Origin of the sequence: Streptomyces sp. KL2, from assembly GCF_046529545.1 — a bacterium.
GTDB classification, from domain to species: Bacteria; Actinomycetota; Actinomycetes; order Streptomycetales; family Streptomycetaceae; genus Streptomyces; species Streptomyces radiopugnans.
The window spans coordinates 2,513,276-2,531,353 of the sequence record NZ_CP127170.1 but is presented as its reverse complement, the minus strand read 5'-3'; the positions used below and the strand labels follow the sequence as shown (position 1 = coordinate 2,531,353).

The following is an 18,078-nucleotide window of genomic DNA, read 5'->3' as shown; positions in this document are numbered from 1 at the left end:
CCGCCCCCCGCGCCACCCCCCTTCGAGCCGCTGAAAAGGAGCGCGAGATGTCCGTACCCCCCCGCCGGGTGCGCGAGCAGGCGTACGCGGACTGGCTGACCGAGCGCCTGGCCCACTACCTCGACCGGCCGGTGGAGGAGGCCGTGTCGTTCACCGAGCACGGCCTGGACTCCGTGGCCGCGCTCAGCCTCTACGGCGACATCGAGGAGAGGTTCGGCCCGCTGATCGACCCCACCGACATCTGGGCGTACCCGACCGTGCGCGCCCTGGCGCGGTACCTGGCGCTGCGGGATCCCCGGCCCGGCGGGGACGGCCGGGTGCGCGCGGCGTTCGTCTTCACCGGGCAGGGTTCCCAGCACCCCGGCATGACCGCCGGCCTGTACCTGCACTCCACGGGCTACCGCACGCATCTGGACGAAGCGGCCGACGCGCTGCTGCCCTACACCGGCCTGTCGGTCGTCGACCTGATCCTCAGCGGCGACGCGCGGATCCACCAGACGGCGTTCGCCCAGCCCGCCCTGTTCGCCGTCGAGTACGCCCTGGCCCGCACGCTGGAGGAGTCGGGGGTGTGCCCGGTGGCGGTGCTGGGGCACGGCATCGGCGAGTTCGCCGCCGCCACCGCCGCCGGGGCGCTGACGCTGGAGGCCGCCGCCCAACTGGTGGCGCTGCGGGGCGCCTTCATGCAGTACCTGCCCTCCGGCGGGGGGATGACGGCCACCTGCGCCCCCGCCTACGAGGCCGCCGAGCTGCTGTCCGACGAGCCCGGGGTGAGCATCGGGGCGGTCAACGCGGCGAAGGCCACCGTGCTGTCGGGTGAACTCGCCGGTCTGGAGCGGGTCCAGGAGAAGCTGGCCGCGCGCGGTATCGCCGCCACCCCGCTGAAGGTCACGCACGCCTTCCACTCCCCGCTGATGGCGCCGGTCCTGCCGCGGTTCGAGCAGGTGGCCCGGAGGCTGCCCGGCGGCGCGCCGCGGGTGCCGTTCTACTCCACGGTGCGGGGCGGCTACACCGGCGAGCCGCTCTACGCCCCCTACTGGTCCCTCCAGATCACCTCCACGGTGCGGTTCGCCGACGCCGCCCGGCAGTTGCTCGCCCAGCAGACCCCGACCCATGTCGTCGAGATCGGCCCCAAGGCGGTCCTCACCCCCTTCGTGCGGCGCATGGGCGGCAGCCGGGGGCCGGTCTGCCTGGCCGTGTGCCGCGGGCCGGAGAGCAACGCGGTGGACCTCGCCGGAGTGCTGTCCGAGCTGGACGCCGGTCCGCTCTCCGCGTCCCTGGCGGAGGGCTGAGATGGCGCCTTCCGCGGAGGCCGCGGGAAGCGGGGAGCACGGGGGAGGGGCGCCGGTCCTCCTGAAGGCCGCGGGCCCCCGCGGTCTCTGGGAAGGGGTCCGCGGGGAACTGGCGCACCGGGGGAGCGCGGTGGTGACCGGACGGCTGCCCGACTGGCGGCCGCCGGGCGGGGACGCGGCGCTGCGCCGGATGCTGGGCCGGGACTGGCACCGCTACGAGGCGATGTCGCGGCCCCTCATGAAGGAACGCTTCGCCGCGTCCCGGCTGCTGCTGCGGCATGTGGTCGCCGCGGCGATCGACACGGCTCCGGAGCGGGTGGACCTGGCGTACCAGCCCGGCGGGCGGCCGTATGTGCGCGGCTGCGACCAGATCGACGTCAGCCTGAGCCACACCCGCGAGACGCTGGTCGTCGGGATCACCCGCAGGGGACGGATCGGGGTGGACGTCGAGTCGGCCGACCGCCGGATGGCCGGCACCGGTTCGGAGTCCCAGGGCTGCACCCCGTACGAGCTGGCCCGGCTGGACGAGGGGGAGGCGGGCGCCCGCAACGCCACACTGGTGCGGCTGTGGACCCTGAAGGAGGCGTACAGCAAGGCGCTCGGCCAGGGGCTGCGCTTCCGGTTCACCGAGTTCGGCTTCGACCTGGGCGCGGACCGGATCCGGCTGGTGCGGCCCGACGGCACTCCGGCGGGCGGCGGCGAGTGGACGTTCGGCACCGGCGTGCTGGGCGGCGACCGGAACGGCGGTGGAGACGCCGGGGACACGGGGGACACCGGGGAGTACGTGGTCGGCACCGCCGTGTGCGACTCCGGGTTCGGCGAGGCCTCCGACCTGTCGGTGCGCACCGCCCTGGACGCCGGCCTCCTCGACGCGCTGCTCGGCGCGGCGGCTCCGCCGGCCGCCCCCGGGGCGCGGGCGTGAACGGCCGGTACCCGGGGGGGCGCGGCTTCAGGGGATCCAGCCGGCCTCCTCGGCGATCCGCACGGCGTCGATGCGGTTGCGGGCGTTGAGCTTGGCGACGATGGTCGTCAGGTAGTTGCGGACGGTCCCCTTGGACAGGTAGAGGGTGCCGGCGATCTCGGCGGCGTCGGCACCCTGCGCGGCGAGCCGCAGCACCTCCAGCTCCCTGGGGGAGAGGGGGTTGTCGGGGCAGTCCCAGGCGGACAGGGCCAGCTGGGGGTCGATGACGCGCTGGCCCTGGGCCACGGAGCGCACGGCGTGGGCGAGCCGGTCGGAGGGGGCGTCCTTCAGCAGGAACCCGGTGACGTGCGCGGCCAGGGCCCGGCGCAGGGTGCCCGGGCGGCCCAGGCTGGTGAGGATCAGGGTCCGGCAGTCGGGAAGCCGCTCGTGCAGCTCGGCCGCCGCCGTGAGTCCGTCGACACCGGGGAGGTCGACGTCCAGAACGGCCACGTCGGGCCGGGTCTCCAGGGCGCGTTCCACGACGACGTCCCCGCGGTCCACGGCGGCCACGACGCTGAAGTCGGGTTCCAGCTCCAACAGGGCGACCAGCGCCCCCCTGATCATGTGCACATCCTCGGCGAGCAGGATCTTCACCGACAGCATTGGCCCCCCAGACCAGGATGGTGTCCGGCCCCCGGACCGGAACGCTCGTGTCAGGCCGCGTATCTCGCGGCGTCCGCCGTGCCCAGCCCCCCGGCCTCCGGCGTATGCGCCGCCGCGGCGGGGTGCGCGGGCGCCCGGGCGACGAGGTGGAACCGGCCGTCCTCGCGGACACCCGCCTCCACCCCGCCGCCGATCGCCGCGAGCCGGGTGCGGAGGTTGCCCAGACCGCTGCCGCTGTGCGGGGAGCGGTCCGGGCGCTGCCCGGCCACCCCGTCGTTCACCAGACGGAGCACCACCGTCTCCCCGTCGGACTCGACCGAGATCACGCAGGTCTGGGCCTTGCTGTGGCGGAGGATGTTGGTGACGCCCTCCCGCAGCGCGGTCGCGAGCACGGTGTCGGTGACCGGGTGCAGCCGGCCGCAGGGGACGTCCGTCTCCGCCCGGATGTCGGCCGTCGCGAGGATGGCGGCGGCCGACTCCGCCTCCGCGGCCAGCGACATGTCGCGGTAGCCGCTGGCGACCAGCCGTACGTCCGACAGCGCCTGCCGGGAAACCTCCAGGACGGAGGCGATCTCCTCACGCGCCCGGTCGGGCCGGGAGTGCACCAGACGGTAGATCAGCTCGCTCTTGAGCGTGATGGCCGACAGGCTGTACCCCAGCAGGTCGTGCAGGTCGCGGGCGAACCGCAGGCGCTCCTCGGTGACCGCCATCCGGGCCATCTCCGCCCGTGAGGCCTGGACCTCGGCCACCAGGTCGCTCAGCCTCGCCGTCCCGTAGAGGATCAGCCCCGCCATCATGGTCGAGGTCGTCAGATAGGCGATCGTCACCCAGTCCAGACCGGCCGAGACGGTCATGGCCAGCATGGTGCACGCGATCACGGCGTAGGAGGGCCAGGCCACCCGGCCGGGCAGCAGGAGCAGCATCGAACCGGCCAGCGGGCCGGCCATGCTCCCCCAGTTGAGGCCGAAGAAGAGGAACGGCAGATAGGTCAGCACGGCCTGCGTCAGCAGGGTCGCGCAGCGCCGCCGTAGCGACCAGCGCTGCGCCCGGGGGGATATGTGGAGGAACTGGAAGACGAAGACCGCGGCCACACACCCCAGGCACAGCAGCACCTGGCTCCGCTCGGCGCCGCTGCGCAGGACGTTGAGCAGCGAGATCCCCGAGTAGTACACCAGCGTGGCGACCGCGATGGTCCTGGCCAGCTTCGGTGCGGGCAGTTCCCGGTGGCGTGCCTGCGACCACCGTGAATACGTGCTCCGGGCTCCCGCTTGAGCGGGAGCCCGGAGGGAGGAGGCACTGTCCGGGGTGTCGTGCACCTGGCTGCTCCTCGGTCAGAAGCCATGAGTTGAACCATGAGTTGACCGCATCGTATTGGCCATGGCTTGACTCTGGCCACCAAGGAGGAGCAGCGTCCGAAATCAGACGAACAGTGGGATCGGGTTCAGATTCTCGTAGGCCGTCGGGCGTGTGAGTCGGCCGAGTGTCACCGGTATGTCGAACAGACGGCCCGGCGCGAAACGCGCCCAGAAGTGGCGCAGACCGGGAGCGATCACCCTGACCACCGGAACACCCACGTCAGGACGTGTCTGGTCGAGCACCAGCAACTCCGTCCCAAGGGCTTGGAGGAGGGACCGGGCTGTCTCCACATCGTCGTACAGATCGTGACGAGGGGTGTGCGTGTAGTCGGAAGGGATCAACGGTGTCGTTGACTGGTCCGGAGCCAAATATGGCTGATTCCTTACGGTCGCACGGGTCCACCACGACAACAGCTCGGGAGGTGCGGCACCGTACCCGGCCCCGTTCTCCCCGACGCGGGCCACCGAGGCGGCCAGCTGCCCCATCTCCGTCAGCGCGCGGCGCAGCGCCAGCCGGGGATCGAAGTGGGCGCCGAACCCCAGGACGATGTCCTGCGCGGGCTTGTCCGTGCGTCGCGACAGCGCCGCCATCACGGGAATGCCCAGGTCGGCGGTGAGGTCCAGGACCCACAGCTTCCGCTTCATCCGCGCGTAGACGTCCCGCAGCCCGGCGAGCCAGGGCTCGTCGAAGGCGTCCAGGTCCACGGCCGGCTGGCGGGTGCGGTTGTACCACCACAGGGCCACCGCGTCGCGCTCGACCAGTTCCAGGAAGCCCTGGACGACGGCGTCCTCCAGACTGCCGCCCGCCGCGTTCCCGTTGGAGTCGGCGCGGGGCTCGCCCGAGCCGGGGGAGGTGCGGTGGCCGAAATACAGCATGGAGGTGGGCAGCAGCCGGTGGACCCGGTCCGTCAGGGACCACACGGGCGTCCACTCCACCGGGCGGTCGGCGTCGAAGGGCGCGCACACCTGGTGGAAGGGGGAGGCGGTGGCGTTCCAGCGCTCCCGGTCCCGGAACTGCCGCTCGTCGAAGAGCTGGCACGCGTTGGGGTGGATCGCCCGCTCCCCCAGGCCCCGCAGACTGTCGTACACCACGGGCTCGTCGCCCTGGCGGGTGGCGCAGTAGCGCTCCACCGCCTCGCACAGTGCGCCGACCTCGGCCTCCAGCGCGGTGACGCCCTTGCCGCCGCTGAGACTGCGCAGCCCGCCGCGGAGATCGGCGAGCGTGTGGGCGTCCAGCGCCAGGTTGTGGCCCGAGACGTAGGAGTTGAGGCCGTCGGGCAGCCGGGCGTCCCGCCGCACCTCGCGCACGATCCCGGTGACCGGGTCCACCAGGTGCCCGTACCGCTTCAGGACCTGCTCGGGAGTGAGGGCGCGGTCGTTGCTCCCGCTCCGCGCCGCCTTCGGCCGGGCCGCCAGGGCGACCGGCCGCCGTACCAGGCCGGAGACCAGCGACGGGTCGCCGCACTCCGGGCACTGGGGGCGCCGGTGCGCCGTGTGCTGGCCGGTGCGCAGGGTGAGGGTGTCCAGTACGCGGACGGCGTCCTGGCCCTCGTTGCGCACCCCCGCCAGCCACTTCGCCGCCTCCAGCACCGCCATCCGCAGTCCCATCCCGCGCCCGGCCGCCAGCGAGGCGGACGGGCGGGGCAGGGGCGCATCGCTGCCGATGGCCCGCTGGAGCGGCACCTCCGAGCGGCGGTGGATGCGGATGCGGTGCGCCAGGCAGGACCAGCAGGGCCCCGAGTCCGGCCGGAACACCGGCCCCACCCAGGGCTCGGGGCCGTACGGGCCGGCCAGCAGCCAGGGCAGCCCCCGCTCGCGGTGCCAGGCGTCCACGGACCGCAGCCCGGGGGCCAGGTAGTCGTCGCAGAGCACCAGCGAGAAAACGTTACTGCCGGACCCGCCGTCACTGCCGCTGTCGCCGTCGGCGCCGCCCGGTCCCCCCTCCGGCGCGGGGAGCGGACCCAGCACCCTCAGACCGGACTCCTCGCAGGCCGCGCGGGCCTGGTCACCGTCCACGCCGCCGACGGTGACCAGCCGTACGTCGGTGTGGGCCAGCGCCGCGTCCGCGGCGCCGCCGTCCAGGCCGGCCAGCTCCCAGTAGGCCGCCGCCGAGACGTCGGTCCCCTCCCCCGGAGCGGACCGGTAGCCGACGAGGTTGGCCCGCGCCAGTTCCCCGATGATCCGCCCGGCCTCCGCCGGAGGGACCAGGGCGCCGGCCTCGCGCAGCACCCCGGCCACCGTGCGGGTGCCGTCCAGCAGCGGGGCGAGCACCTCGGCCCGGCTGCCGTACAGCGCCCTGACCCCGCGCGGCGAGAGCAGGTACACCGCCTCGCCGGGCACCACCTCGGCCCGCAGATGGCGACGGAAGCCCACGAAGGGGCCGCCGTCGGCAGCCTCTTCGCGTTGTCTCACGCCCCCACCGTTCCCGGAACCTCCAGGTGGAAGGCGTCCGCGCGGGTGCAGCCGAAGCAGGCCAGCTGCTCGGCGTCACGGGTGTCGAGCTGCTCCAGGTCCTCGATGAGCAGCGGATCGCCGGCGTAGACCGGCTCGGAGGCGCACAGGCCGAGCTCCGCGAGGATCGCCACGGAGTCCGGCACGCCGCCGTAGGGCGTCTCGGCGGCGGACAGGCCGAACTCGGCCAGCACCGCGACCGGGTCGGCGGTGTAGCGGGCCTCCAGGCCGGGCTCCAGCCCGGTGCGGACGGCCAGCTCGGCGAAGCGCCGGTCCTCCGTACCGGTGTGCTCCGTCGAGGCGGTGGCGGGCGTGTTGGTTCGCATCTGAAGACCCCCATATGAGTCGGACGACCGGGCGTTCGAATCAATCGTGATGATTGTGTGATCCATGCCACCGGGGAGCCCAGTGCGGCGTTCACCACCGACCCATGAGATTTTCACGACCGCGCTCATGAGCGCCTCACTGTGCGCCGCTCCCGCACCGTGCGAGCCTCACTCAATGCTCCGAGAGGAACCGCCAGGCGGATTGCCGGCGGGTAAGGCTCGACAAGGGGAGAGCACACCATGGAGATCAAGGTTCTGGGTCCGCTCGCGGCGGTGGAGCGGGGAGTGTCTGTGGTTCCGAGCGCCGCCAAACCGAGGCAGATCCTCGCACTGCTCGCCCTCCAGGCCGACCACGTGGTGACCGTGCCGACCCTGATGGAGGAGATCTGGGGCGAGAACGTCCCGCGCAGCGCCGCCACCACCCTGCAGACCTACATACTCCAGCTGCGCCGCAGGATCGCGGTGGCCCTGGAGGACGACCCGGCGCGGGAGGCCAAGGACGTGCTGATCACCCAGCACGGCGGCTATCTGCTCCAGGTGCAGCCCGGCCAGGTGGACGTCCAGGAGTTCGAGCAGCTCGCCGCGTCCGGCCGGGCCGCCTACGACGCCGGCGACGACCGCACGGCCTCCGAGCTGCTGGGTCGCGCGCTGAAGATGTGGCACGGCCCCGCACTGGTGGACGTGAGGGTCGGAAGCGTCCTGGAGCTGGAGGTCCTGCGCATGGAGGAGGACCGGATGGCGGCCCTGGAGCGCCGCGTCGACGCCGACCTGCGGCTCGGCCGGCACACCGAACTCGTTCCCGAACTGCGGGTGCTGTCGGCCCGTCACCCCATGCACGAGAACTTCTGCGCCCAGCTGATGGTGGCCCTGCACCGCTCGGGCAACTCCTGGCGGGCCCTGGAGTCCTACCAGAGGCTGCGCAGCACACTCATCGACGAGCTGGGCATGGAGCCCTCGCCGAAGCTCCAGCGGCTGCACCACGCGGTGCTCTCCGGCGACCCGCAGCTCGACGCCACGGCGCACGCGGCGCGCTGACCGGCGCGGCCGGGGCGGAAAGCGGCCCGGCTGCTCCAGCCGACCTCTAGGCGGCGTTCCTACGTTCGGCCGATGACGATCCTCGACGACATCACGACGAGCGCACCGGCATCGCGGACCGCCCCGGACCAGGTGGTGGAACCCGGTCCCGACCTGCGCCGGGCCACCGCCGAACTGCTCCGGCTCAAGGAGGAGGTGGGCCGGGGCCCCGATCCGGAGGCCACCCGCCGGCAGCACGCCAAGGGCAAGCTCACCGTCCGCGAGCGGCTGGAGGTCCTCTTCGACGAGGGCACCTTCACCGAGATCGAGCCGCTGCGCCGCCACCGCGCCACCGGCTTCGGCCTGGAGGACCGCAAGCCGCACGGCGACGGGGTGGTCACCGGCTGGGGAACCGTCCACGGCCGCACCGTCTTCGCCTACGCCCACGACTTCCGCGTCTTCGCCGGCGCCCTGGGCGAGGCCCACGCCGCCAAGGTCCACAAGGTGATGGACCTGGCGCGGGCCGCGGGCGCGCCGCTGGTCTCCCTCAACGACGGGGCCGGCGCCCGCATCCAGGAGGGCGTGACCGCGCTGGCCGGCTACGGCGGCATCTTCCGCCGCAACACCGCCGCCTCCGGCGTCATCCCGCAGATCTCGGTGATGCTGGGCCCGTGCGCGGGCGGGGCGGCGTACTCCCCGGCGCTGACCGACTTCGTGTTCATGGTCCGCGAGACCTCGCAGATGTTCATCACCGGCCCCGACGTGGTCAAGGCGGTGACGGGCGAGGAGATCACCCACGACGGGCTGGGCGGCGCCGACGCGCACGCCGCGGCCTCCGGGGTCGCCGGCTTCGCACACGACGACGAGACCGAGTGCCTGGAGGACGTGCGCTACCTGCTGTCCCTGCTGCCGTCCAACAACCGCGAGCTGCCGCCCGCCGTCCGCGGCGGCGACCCGGCCGACCGGCGCTGCGAGGCGCTGGCCGGCCTGGTGCCGGCCGACGGCAACCGGGCCTACGACGTGCGCGCGGTGATCGAGGAGATCGTCGACGACGGCGAGTACTTCGAGGTGCACGAGGCCTGGGCGCGCAACGTGGTGTGCGCGCTGGCGCGCATCGACGGCCAGGTGGTGGGCGTGGTGGCCAACCAGCCCCAGCAGCTGGCCGGGGTGCTGGACATCCACGCCTCCGAGAAGGCCGCCCGCTTCGTCTCCACCTGCGACGCCTTCAACATCCCGCTGGTGACCCTGATCGACGTGCCCGGCTTCCTGCCGGGGGTGGACCAGGAGCACGGCGGGATCATCCGGCACGGCGCGAAGCTGCTGTACGCGTACTGCAACGCCACCGTGCCGCGCGTCTCCGTCGTGCTGCGCAAGGCCTACGGCGGTGCGTACATCGTGATGGACTCCCAGTCCATCGGCGCGGACCTGACCTACGCCTGGCCGACCAACGAGATCGCGGTGATGGGCGCCGAGGGCGCGGCGAACGTCGTCTTCCGGCGGCAGATCGCCGCCGCCGACGACCCCGAGGCCACCCGGGCGGAGCTGGTCAAGGAGTACAAGGCCGAGCTGATGCACCCCTACTACGCGGCCGAGCGCGGCCTGGTCGACGACGTCATCGACCCCGCCGACACCCGGCGGGTCCTGGCCCGCTCCCTGGCCATGCTCCGCCGCAAACAGGCCGACCTGCCCGAACGCAAGCACGGCAACGTCCCGCTCTAGCGCCCGAAGGCCCCCGGAAGCGGTGGCCGCCGGTCCGTCCAGAGGGGCGCGAGTCCCCGTCTAGGGACGGCTTCAACCATGGGGTCACCGGAAGCGGCGGCGCGTCACGAGCGGGCGGTCGCCCGGCCCGGCACCGGGGCGGCAAGGGACCGAACCCCGAACCGCCCCGGCCGCCGAAACCCTCAGCAAACGCCACGAGAGCGTCACGGACGAAGGGAACGGCAGTGGCCCGCACAGTTCCAACCGCCGGATGCCGAAAGCGGCATCCGGTCCCGTCGAAGGGGAGGTAAGCGGTGGTACGCAGAGTCGTGATCACAGGTCTGGGCGTCGTTGCCCCCGGCGGGGTCGGCGTCAAGGAGTACTGGGAGCTGCTCACCGCGGGACGCACCGCGACCCGCGCGATCTCCTTCTACGACGCCTCCCCCTTCCGCTCGCGGGTCGCCGCCGAGTGCGACTTCGACCCCGCGGCCGCGGGCCTGAGCCCGCAGGAGATCCGCAGGCTCGACAGGGCCGCCCAGTTCGCCGTGGTCTCCACCCGCGAGGCGCTGGCCGACAGCGGCCTGGACGTCTCCGCCCTGGACCCGTCCCGGATCGGCACCTCGCTCGGCAGCGCGGTGGGCTGCACCACCAGCCTGGAGCGCGAGTACGTGGTGGTCAGCGACGGCGGCCGCAAGTGGAACGTCGACCACGAGTACGCGGTGCCCGAGCTGTACCGCCACTTCGTGCCCAGCTCCATGGCCGCCGAGGTGGGGCAGGAGGCCGGCGCCGAGGGCCCGGCGGCGGTGGTCTCCACCGGCTGCACCTCCGGCCTGGACTCGCTCGGCCACGCGGTCGAGCTGATCCGCGAGGGCACCTGCGACGTGATGATCGCGGGCGCGACGGAGGCGCCGATCTCACCCATCACCTCGGCCTGCTTCGACGCCATCCACGCCACCACGCCCCGCAACGACACGCCCGAGAGCGCCTGCCGCCCCTTCGACCGGACCCGCAGCGGCCTGGTCCTGGGCGAGGGCGCGGCGATCCTGGTCCTGGAGGAGCTGGAGAGCGCCCGCAGGCGCGGGGCCCACATCTACGCGGAGATCGCGGGCTTCGCCGCCCGCTGCAACGCGTACCACATGACCGGCCTCAAGCCCGACGGCCGCGAGATGGCCGAGGCCATCGACGCGGCCCTGGACGAGGCCCGCCTCGACCCGACGGCGATCGACTACATCAACGCCCACGGCTCCGGCACCAAGATGAACGACCGCCACGAGACCGGCGCCTTCAAGCGCAGCCTGGGCGACCACGCGTACGCCACCCCCATCAGCTCCATCAAGTCGATGATCGGCCACTCGCTGGGCGCCATCGGCTCCCTGGAGATCGCGGCCTGCGCGCTGGCGATGGAGCACGGCGTCCTGCCGCCCACCGCCAACCTGCACGAGCCGGACCCCGAACTCGACCTCGACTACATCCCGCTGACCGCCCGGGAGAGGAAGACCGACACGGTGCTCAGCGTCGGCAGCGGCTTCGGCGGCTTCCAGAGCGCCATGCTGCTCGCCCGGCCGGAGAGGAGTGTCCGATGACCGCATCACCGACGGCGCCCGCGGTACGGCCCGCGGCGGCGACCGCGCCGGCCGTACGGACCACCGCGGTCGTGACCGGCCTGGGCATCGCCGCCCCCAACGGCCTCGGCACCGAGGACTACTGGAGGGCCACCCTGGCCGGCGAGAGCGGCCTGGGGCGCGTCACCCGCTTCGACCCGTCCCAGTACCCCTCCACCGTCGGCGGGGAGGTGCCCGGCTACGTCGCCGAGGAGCACATCCCCAGCCGGCTGATGCCGCAGACCGACCACATGACCCGCCTGGCGCTCACCGCGGCCGACTGGGCCGTGGCCGACGCCGGGATCGTCCCCGGCGACCTGCCCGAGTACGGCATGGGCGTGGTCACCGCCGCCTCCGGCGGGGCGGTGGAGTTCGGCCAGCGCGAGCTGCAGAACCTGTGGAGCCAGGGCAAGGAGTACGTCAGCGCGTATCAGTCCTTCGCCTGGTTCTACGCCGTCAACACCGGCCAGATCTCCATTCGCCACAAGATGCGCGGCCCCAGCGGGGTGCTGCTGACCGAGCAGGCCGGCGGCGTCGACTCCATCGGCCACGCCCGCCGCCACGTCCGCAAGGGCGTGCCCGTGGTCGTCACCGGCGGCGTCGACGCGGCCCTGTGCCCCTGGGGCTGGGTCCCGCAGATCGCCTCCGGCCTGATGAGCACCGAGTCCGACCCCTCCCGCGCCTACCTGCCCTTCTCGGCGGAGGCGAGCGGATACGTGCCGGGCGAGGGCGGTGCGATCCTCATCGTGGAGGACGCCGAGTCCGCCCGGGAGCGCGGTGCCGGGCAGGTCTACGGCACCGTCGCCGGCTACGCGGCCACCCTCGACCCCGCGCCCGGCAGCGGACGGCCGTCCGCGCTGCGCCGGGCCGCCGAGAACGCCCTGGCCGACGCCGGACTGGTCCCCTCGGACGTCGACGTCGTCTTCGCCGACGCGGCGGGCACCCCCGAACTGGACCGGGCCGAGGCCAGGGTGCTGGAGGAGGTCTTCGGCGCCCGCGGCGTACCGGTCACCGCGCCCAAGAGCATGACCGGGCGGCTGCTCGCCGGAGGCGCCGCGCTGGACGCGGCCACCGCGCTGCTGGCACTGCGCGACGGCGTCATCCCGCCGACCGCGGGCGTCGCCGAGGCCGACCCCGGCCACCGGATCGACCTGGTCACCGGCGCCCGCGAGGCCGACCTGCGCACCGCGCTGGTGCTGGCCCGCGGCCACGGCGGCTTCAACGCGGCGCTCGTCCTGCGCCGCGCCGACTGAGCCGCGCCGACCGAGCCGGGCCCGCCGGGCCGTACCCGCCAAGGCCGTACCCACCGGCCCCCCGCCCCCCACACACGCACCACCGCATCCACGCACATCACAGAGAGGAACCAACATGTCCACGACCACCACGAAGACCGAGGTGACCCTGGCCGACCTGACCCGGATGCTGCGCGAGAGCGCCGGCGAGGAGGAGGGCGTGGACCTGGACGGCGATGTCCTGGACACCCCTTTCATCGACCTCGGCTACGACTCCCTCGCCCTGCTCCAGGTCATCGGCCAGATCCAGCGCGAGTACGGGATCGCGATACCGGACGACGCGGTCGTCGACGCCGAGACCCCGCACGCCCTGCTGGACCTCATCAACTCCGGCCAGGCCTCCCCCGCCTGAGCCGGCCCCGGGCCGCCCTGCCGAACGCTCTCCGGCAGGGCGGCCGCCCCGGCTCTCCGCGTTCCGCTCTCCCGCACCCCGTTCTCCCGCACCGCTCCTGACACCCGCCGCCAGCCGCCCGCCGCCAGCCGTCCGCCTCCCGCTTTCCGAAGCCATCCGCCGCCGGGGATCCGGCCGCCGACAGGAGGGCCCATGCCGCTCACCGAACACACCGCCGTGGTCCGCAGACTCGTGGTCAGCACCAAGGGCGCACCGGCCGGGGAGGCCGGCCGCGGCGAACCGGTCACGGCCACCGCCGCCGCCGTCTCCGCGGTGCTGCGCGCCTTCGGCCGCTCGCCGGAGGACCTGCCCGCGCGTACGGCGGTCTTCGTCGGCGCCGCCCGCACCGCCGAGGGCCTCGGCACGGAGCACGAGGGCTTTCCCGTGCACACCGCGTCCTCGCCCGGCAGCGCGCTGCGCCGAGCGCACCGCGAACTCCTCGCCAAGAACGTCGACCTCGCGCTCGTCGCCGGATTCGGCGAGCCCCGGTCGGAGGCGGTCACCGTCCACGCCGTGCGGCGCGCGGCCGAAGCCGTCGCGGACGGCGACCGCGTGCTGGGCGTACTGGACGTACCGGACCTCCCCGGCGTCCCCGGCGCCTCCGATGCCTCCGGCGCTCTCGACACCTCTGACGGCGAACCAGTGGTCCGCCCCCTGCGGCACGGCGGCCGGAGCACCGACCCCGGCGGCGTACGGCTGCTGCTGTGGTCCGGCCGGGACGAGGCCGACGAGGCCCGGGTGCGCGGTGAGCTGCGCCCCATGGTCGACCGGCTCTTCCCCGAGGCCTTCCCCGTCCTGCCCACCGCGGTGCCCTGCGGACAGGAGCCCGGCCCGGTGCGCGCCGCGGCGGTCACCACCGCCGACCGGGCCGCCCGGGCCGTGCTCGGGGCCAAGGCCGTCGCCACCGGCCGGCCGCGCCCGGTCGCCCTCCTCTTCCCCGGGCAGGGCTCCCAGCACACCGCGATGGCGGCCGGGCTGTACGGCCGGGAGCCGGTGTTCACCGCCGCCGTGGACGCCGTGCTCGACCTGTTCGGCGAGGACGGCGAGGACGTCCGGGCCGACTGGCTCGCCGACGGGACCACCCGCACGCCCGGGATCGGCATCGACGACGTGCGCCGCGCCCAGCCGCTGCTGTTCGCCGTGGACTACGCGCTCGGCCGCACCGTCCTCGGCTGGGGCGTGCGCCCCACCGCCTTCCTCGGCCACAGCGCCGGCGAACTGGTCGCCGCGGTCTTCACGGGCGTGGTGTCGCTGCCGGACGCCGTCGGCATGATGCGCGAGCGGGTGCGGTACGCGGTGGAGATCCCGCCCGGCGGGATGCTCGCGGTCGCCGCCTCCGAGAAGGAGCTGCGCCCGTACCTGCGCGGCGACGTCGCCATCGCCGCGGTCAACGCGGGCCGGCAGACCATGCTGGCCGGCTCCTGCGCGCCGCTGGACGAGGTGGCGGCGCGGCTGCGCGCCGACGGCCACACCGTCGTCGCCGTCCCCGCCACCAGCCCGTTCCACTGCCCGGCGATGGCGCCGGCGTCCGAGGCCGTCGAGCGCGCCTACCGGGGCGTACGGCTGCGCCCGCCCGCGCTCCCCCTCTACTCCGGCTACACCGGGGGCCCGCTCGGCCCCGACGACGCCCTGCGGCCGGACTTCTGGGCCCGTCAGCTCACCGACACCGTGTACTTCAGGCCCGCGCTGGACGAACTGCTCGCGGCCGACGACATGCTGCTGGTCGAGGCGGGCCCCCGGCAGACCCTCACCGCGTTCGCCCGCCGCCACCAGGCGGTGCGGCTGAAGGCCAGCGCCGTGGTGCCGATGCTGCCGGCCCGCCCCGCCGGTCCGGAGGAGGACCGGCGGTCGGTGCTCACCGCCGCGGCCCGGCTGTGGGAGGAGGGGCACTCCCTGGACCTGGACGCGGTGAGCCGCCTGTGGAACTGGAGCGCCGACGCCCCGCCCGCACCGGAGGAACCCGGTCCGGAGGCTTCCGCGGCGGACGGCCGCTTCGAGGGGCGCCGGCCACTGACGGCCGTATGAGCACCCGTACGGCCCCGGCGAGCATCTGGTGGGGCGTGTACCGGTCGCTGGCCGCGGCGGGGAACGCCTGGACACCCCCGCCCCACCTCGCGCTCCCGGCACCCGGCCACCACGGCTGGCTCCTCCCCGACGTCCCCGACGTCCCCGGTGGTCGCGGCGTCCCCGGCGTCCCCCGGCCGGCGGAGCTCCCGCGGACGTAACCCGAACGGCTCCCGACCGCAGGACACCGGGAGCGCACGCCTCCAGCCTGGCTGTGTAGAGGTGGGCCCGGACGGGCCGGGGTGTTCGGCCGATCGCGCGGCCGGCGCTGTCGCTCGCTGGAGGTGCCGGATGCCGCAGGTGCGGGTGTACGTGTCCATACCGCTGCCGGTGGAGGAGGTGTTCTGGCGCCTGGCCGACGGGTGCGGGCTGGCGGCCTGGCACTCGGGCGTGGTCTCGGCGCGTCCGGTGGATACCCGGGAGGGGGAGTACCGGTACCGGTTCCCGGGGCGGCGGCGGGAGTGCGTGCTGCGCCGGGTGGTGTGCGAGCCGCCGGCGAGGGTGTCGTTCGAGGGGCAGCGGATGTGGACGCCGCTGGGATGGCAGGTGCCGCGGTTCGACTTCCGGCTGTGGCCGTGGGAGGGGGGCGGATGCCGGGTGGAGGTGGGGGTGAGGTGTGCGCTGGGGGGCGCGATGGTGCTGCTGTGGCCGGTGGTGGCGTGCGGATGGCGGCGTGATCTGCCGGCTGACGCACAGGCGCTGTACGAGCGGCTGACGGGCGCGGGGGAGCGGGAGGCGGAGGCGGCCGTGACCGAGGAGGTGGGCTCCGCCGCGGGCAGCGGCCCGGCCGGCGGCGACTCCGGGCGGGATCCCGCCGGGGCGGCCTGGGACCGGGGCGCCGGTCCGCTGCCGTCCGTATCCCCCCGGCCGCCCCGCTCCGCGCGCCGCTTCCGCTTCCCGGCCCCGAACGGCTGACCGCCCCGGCCGCCCCGGCCGCCCCGGCCGCCCCGGCCGCCCCGGCCGCCCCGACCGCCCCGGCCGCCCCGGGCGGCCGGGGCGGCCGGGGCGGTACGGATAGGGTGCGGCCGGGAGCACCGAGACGGCCCGGGGGGATGGATGCCGTTCACACTCAGCCACGTCGCCGCCGCGCTGCCGGGGATCCGCGCGGACGGAAGGGGACGGGGCCCGCTGGTGGCGTCCGCGCTGGTCGCCGGGACGCTCGCCCCGGACACGCTGTACTACGCGGCCAGCGCCGACCCGCGGATCATGCGGCTGGGCGAGTACACCCACTCGGCGCTCGGCACGGTCACCGTGGACGTCCTGCTCGCGGCGCTGCTGGGGATGTGGCTGCTGCTGCGGGAGCCGCTGCTGGCCCTGCTGCCCGAGGGGGCGCGGGGGCGGGCGTACGCGCTCACCCGCGGTCGTCCCTGGCGCGGCCGTCCGCTCGCCGGCCTCCTGCCGTGGTGCTGGGTGTCCGCGGCGCTCGGGGCCGCGACCCATGTCCTCTGGGACTCGTTCACGCACATGGACCGGTGGGGCGTGCGGTGGATCCCGGTGCTGGACGATCGGGTGCTGGGCGTGCCGCTCTACCACCAGCTCCAGTACGGCGGTTCCGCCGTGGCCCTGGTGGCCGTCGCGGCCTTCCTGGTCCGGGCGTGGCGCCGGCTGCCCCACTCCCCGGCGCCCGCGCTGTCCGTGTTCTCGGTCCTGCCCGCGCGCGGGCGGGCGGGCGCGGTGGCGCTGCTGGGCGCGGCGGCGGTGGCGGGCGCCGTCCACCGCTGCGCGAGGCGGGCGGGGGCGGAGCCGGAGGCGGTCCCGTGGGAAGGGTACGTGCCCACCGTGCTGTTCGGCGCGGGCGCCGGGGCGGCGCTCGCCCTGCCGCTGTACGCGGTGGCGCTCCGGGCGGTGGCGGCGGCGCGGGACCGCCGTGCGTCCCGTACACCCGGTGCCGGTGCGCCCTGTGCGGAGGAGCCGGCGGGCCGGCGGCCCGTCAGCGGCTGAGCGGATCGCGGTGCAGCAGCCGCACCCGTCCCTCCAGCATCGCGCCCAGGCCCTCCACCGCGCAGACGGCCGGCTGCTCGGCGACGTGCACCGGCATCCCGGTGGCCTGCCGCAGCATCGAGTCCAGCCCCGGCAGCATCGCGCTGCCGCCCACCAGCATGATCCCGCGGTCGGCGAGGTCGGCCACCAGATCGGGCTGGCACTGGCGCAGCACGCCGCGGATGGCGTCCACCATCGCCGTCAGCGGGGGCCGGATGGCGGCGCGCACGCTCTCGGTGTCCACGTTCACCGTGCGGAACAGCCCGGTGGACACGTCCCGGCCGTACACCTCGGCCTCGGTCTGCCCGGGCGGGGCGACGGACATCGCCAGGTGCAGGGGGTGGACCGCCTGGTTGGGGAGCATCAGTTCGTGCTGGTTGCGCAGATGCTGGATGACGGCGCGGTCGATGATCTCGCCGCCGACCGGCACCGTCTCGGAGGCGACGATCGACCCCAGCGAGAGCACCGCGACGTGCGAGGTGGCCGCGCCGCACATCACGATCATGGTGGCCTCGGGCTCCTCCACGGGCAGCCCGGAGCCGACGGCCGCGGCGATGAGGCTGTCCACCAGTTCGACCCGCCGCGCGCCCATCCCGGTGAGCGTCTCGATCGCGGCGCGCTGGACGAGCGGCTCGGCGTCGTGCGGGATGCACACGGCGGCGCGCAGCATCGGCTTGCGCCGCCAGGCCCGGCGGATGCGGTCGCCCACCAGGGCGCGCAGCATCCGCCGGGCCATGTCGATGTCCACCACGGTCCCGCCCGACACCGGCCGCACCACCCGGATGTGCTCGGGGGTGCGGCCCACCATCCGCTCGGCCGGGGCGCCGACCGCGATCAGGGCTCCGGAGCGGGTGTTGACGGCGACGGCCGACGGCGCGTCCACGATGACGCCGAACCGTTTGAGGTAGACCCGGGTCCTGGCCGCGCCGAGGTCGACGGCTACGGAACAGCGGCTCAGTTGCTCAAGACTGACGGTCACAGCGGCATCTCCCCGGACATGGCTCGATACGGGCCGCCGCCCGGCGGCCCCGCTCCTCATCGTGGGGGCCGGAC

Annotated in this window: 16 protein-coding genes; 11 read left to right on the top strand and 5 right to left on the bottom strand. The window is 74.5% G+C overall.

What is annotated here, in order from left to right; all coding sequences use genetic code 11:
- Positions 1-47 precede the first annotated feature (47 nt).
- Together QPK52_RS11410 and QPK52_RS11405 are read left to right on the top strand one after the other, a co-directional pair.
- A complete protein-coding gene (locus tag QPK52_RS11410) occupies positions 48-1,289 on the top strand; it encodes an acyltransferase domain-containing protein (protein ID WP_410537345.1) in 1,242 nt (413 codons plus the stop codon).
- 1 nt (position 1,290) lies between these two features.
- Positions 1,291-2,211 carry a 4'-phosphopantetheinyl transferase family protein gene (locus QPK52_RS11405; RefSeq protein ID WP_410537344.1) on the top strand — a complete coding sequence of 307 codons (921 nt, stop codon included), beginning with the start codon at positions 1,291-1,293 and terminating at the stop codon, positions 2,209-2,211.
- Positions 2,212-2,238: 27 nt separating this feature from the next.
- Here QPK52_RS11405 and QPK52_RS11400 read toward each other — a convergent pair whose 3' ends face one another.
- From QPK52_RS11400 to QPK52_RS11385, 4 genes are all read right to left on the bottom strand, one after another.
- Complete coding sequence (locus QPK52_RS11400; RefSeq protein ID WP_410537343.1) at positions 2,239-2,853, bottom strand: DNA-binding response regulator; 615 nt, start codon at positions 2,851-2,853, stop codon at positions 2,239-2,241.
- A 50-nt stretch (positions 2,854-2,903) separates the two neighbouring features.
- A complete protein-coding gene (locus tag QPK52_RS11395) occupies positions 2,904-4,169 on the bottom strand; it encodes a sensor histidine kinase (protein WP_410537342.1) in 1,266 nt (421 codons plus the stop codon).
- A 102-nt stretch (positions 4,170-4,271) separates the two neighbouring features.
- The gene (locus QPK52_RS11390) at positions 4,272-6,620 is read right to left on the bottom strand and encodes a TOMM precursor leader peptide-binding protein (RefSeq protein ID WP_410537340.1); all 2,349 of its coding nucleotides are present in this window, start codon (positions 6,618-6,620) and stop codon (positions 4,272-4,274) included.
- The gene (locus tag QPK52_RS11385; RefSeq protein ID WP_410537339.1) at positions 6,617-6,985 is read right to left on the bottom strand and encodes a hypothetical protein; all 369 of its coding nucleotides are present in this window, start codon (positions 6,983-6,985) and stop codon (positions 6,617-6,619) included. Before QPK52_RS11385 ends, QPK52_RS11390 begins: the two co-directional genes overlap by 4 nt.
- 240 nt (positions 6,986-7,225) lie before the next feature.
- Here QPK52_RS11385 and QPK52_RS11380 point away from each other — a divergent pair, with 240 nt between their 5' ends.
- The 9 genes from QPK52_RS11380 (at position 7,226) to QPK52_RS11340 (ending at position 16,986) form a co-directional block, all read left to right on the top strand.
- Positions 7,226-8,020 (top strand): AfsR/SARP family transcriptional regulator, encoded by a 795-nt coding sequence (locus QPK52_RS11380; RefSeq protein ID WP_093657614.1) that lies wholly within the window; start codon positions 7,226-7,228, stop codon positions 8,018-8,020.
- Between the two features lie 72 nt (positions 8,021-8,092).
- Positions 8,093-9,718 (top strand): acyl-CoA carboxylase subunit beta, encoded by a 1,626-nt coding sequence (locus QPK52_RS11375; protein ID WP_410537337.1) that lies wholly within the window; start codon positions 8,093-8,095, stop codon positions 9,716-9,718.
- Between the two features lie 293 nt (positions 9,719-10,011).
- Positions 10,012-11,280 carry a beta-ketoacyl-[acyl-carrier-protein] synthase family protein gene (locus tag QPK52_RS11370; RefSeq protein WP_410537336.1) on the top strand — a complete coding sequence of 423 codons (1,269 nt, stop codon included), beginning with the start codon at positions 10,012-10,014 and terminating at the stop codon, positions 11,278-11,280.
- The gene (locus tag QPK52_RS11365; protein ID WP_410537335.1) at positions 11,277-12,551 is read left to right on the top strand and encodes a ketosynthase chain-length factor; all 1,275 of its coding nucleotides are present in this window, start codon (positions 11,277-11,279) and stop codon (positions 12,549-12,551) included. The genes QPK52_RS11370 and QPK52_RS11365 overlap by 4 nt, the downstream gene beginning before the upstream one ends.
- 115 nt (positions 12,552-12,666) lie before the next feature.
- On the top strand, positions 12,667-12,942 hold the full coding sequence (locus QPK52_RS11360) for an acyl carrier protein (RefSeq protein ID WP_093657622.1): 276 nt from the start codon (positions 12,667-12,669) through the stop codon (positions 12,940-12,942).
- 192 nt (positions 12,943-13,134) lie between these two features.
- A complete protein-coding gene (locus tag QPK52_RS11355) occupies positions 13,135-15,006 on the top strand; it encodes an acyltransferase domain-containing protein (protein WP_410537334.1) in 1,872 nt (623 codons plus the stop codon).
- Entirely contained in the window at positions 15,003-15,206 is a 204-nt protein-coding gene (locus QPK52_RS11350; RefSeq protein WP_410537332.1) for a hypothetical protein, read from the top strand. The genes QPK52_RS11355 and QPK52_RS11350 overlap by 4 nt, the downstream gene beginning before the upstream one ends.
- A gap of 130 nt (positions 15,207-15,336) precedes the next feature.
- The gene (locus QPK52_RS11345) at positions 15,337-15,960 is read left to right on the top strand and encodes an SRPBCC family protein (RefSeq protein WP_410537330.1); all 624 of its coding nucleotides are present in this window, start codon (positions 15,337-15,339) and stop codon (positions 15,958-15,960) included.
- A gap of 141 nt (positions 15,961-16,101) precedes the next feature.
- A complete protein-coding gene (locus QPK52_RS11340) occupies positions 16,102-16,986 on the top strand; it encodes a DUF4184 family protein (protein ID WP_410537329.1) in 885 nt (294 codons plus the stop codon).
- On the opposite strand, the gene QPK52_RS11335 is transcribed toward QPK52_RS11340, so the two are convergent.
- A complete protein-coding gene (locus QPK52_RS11335) occupies positions 16,976-18,004 on the bottom strand; it encodes a rod shape-determining protein (protein WP_093657628.1) in 1,029 nt (342 codons plus the stop codon). The genes QPK52_RS11340 and QPK52_RS11335 overlap by 11 nt on opposite strands.
- Positions 18,005-18,078: the final 74 nt, after the last annotated feature.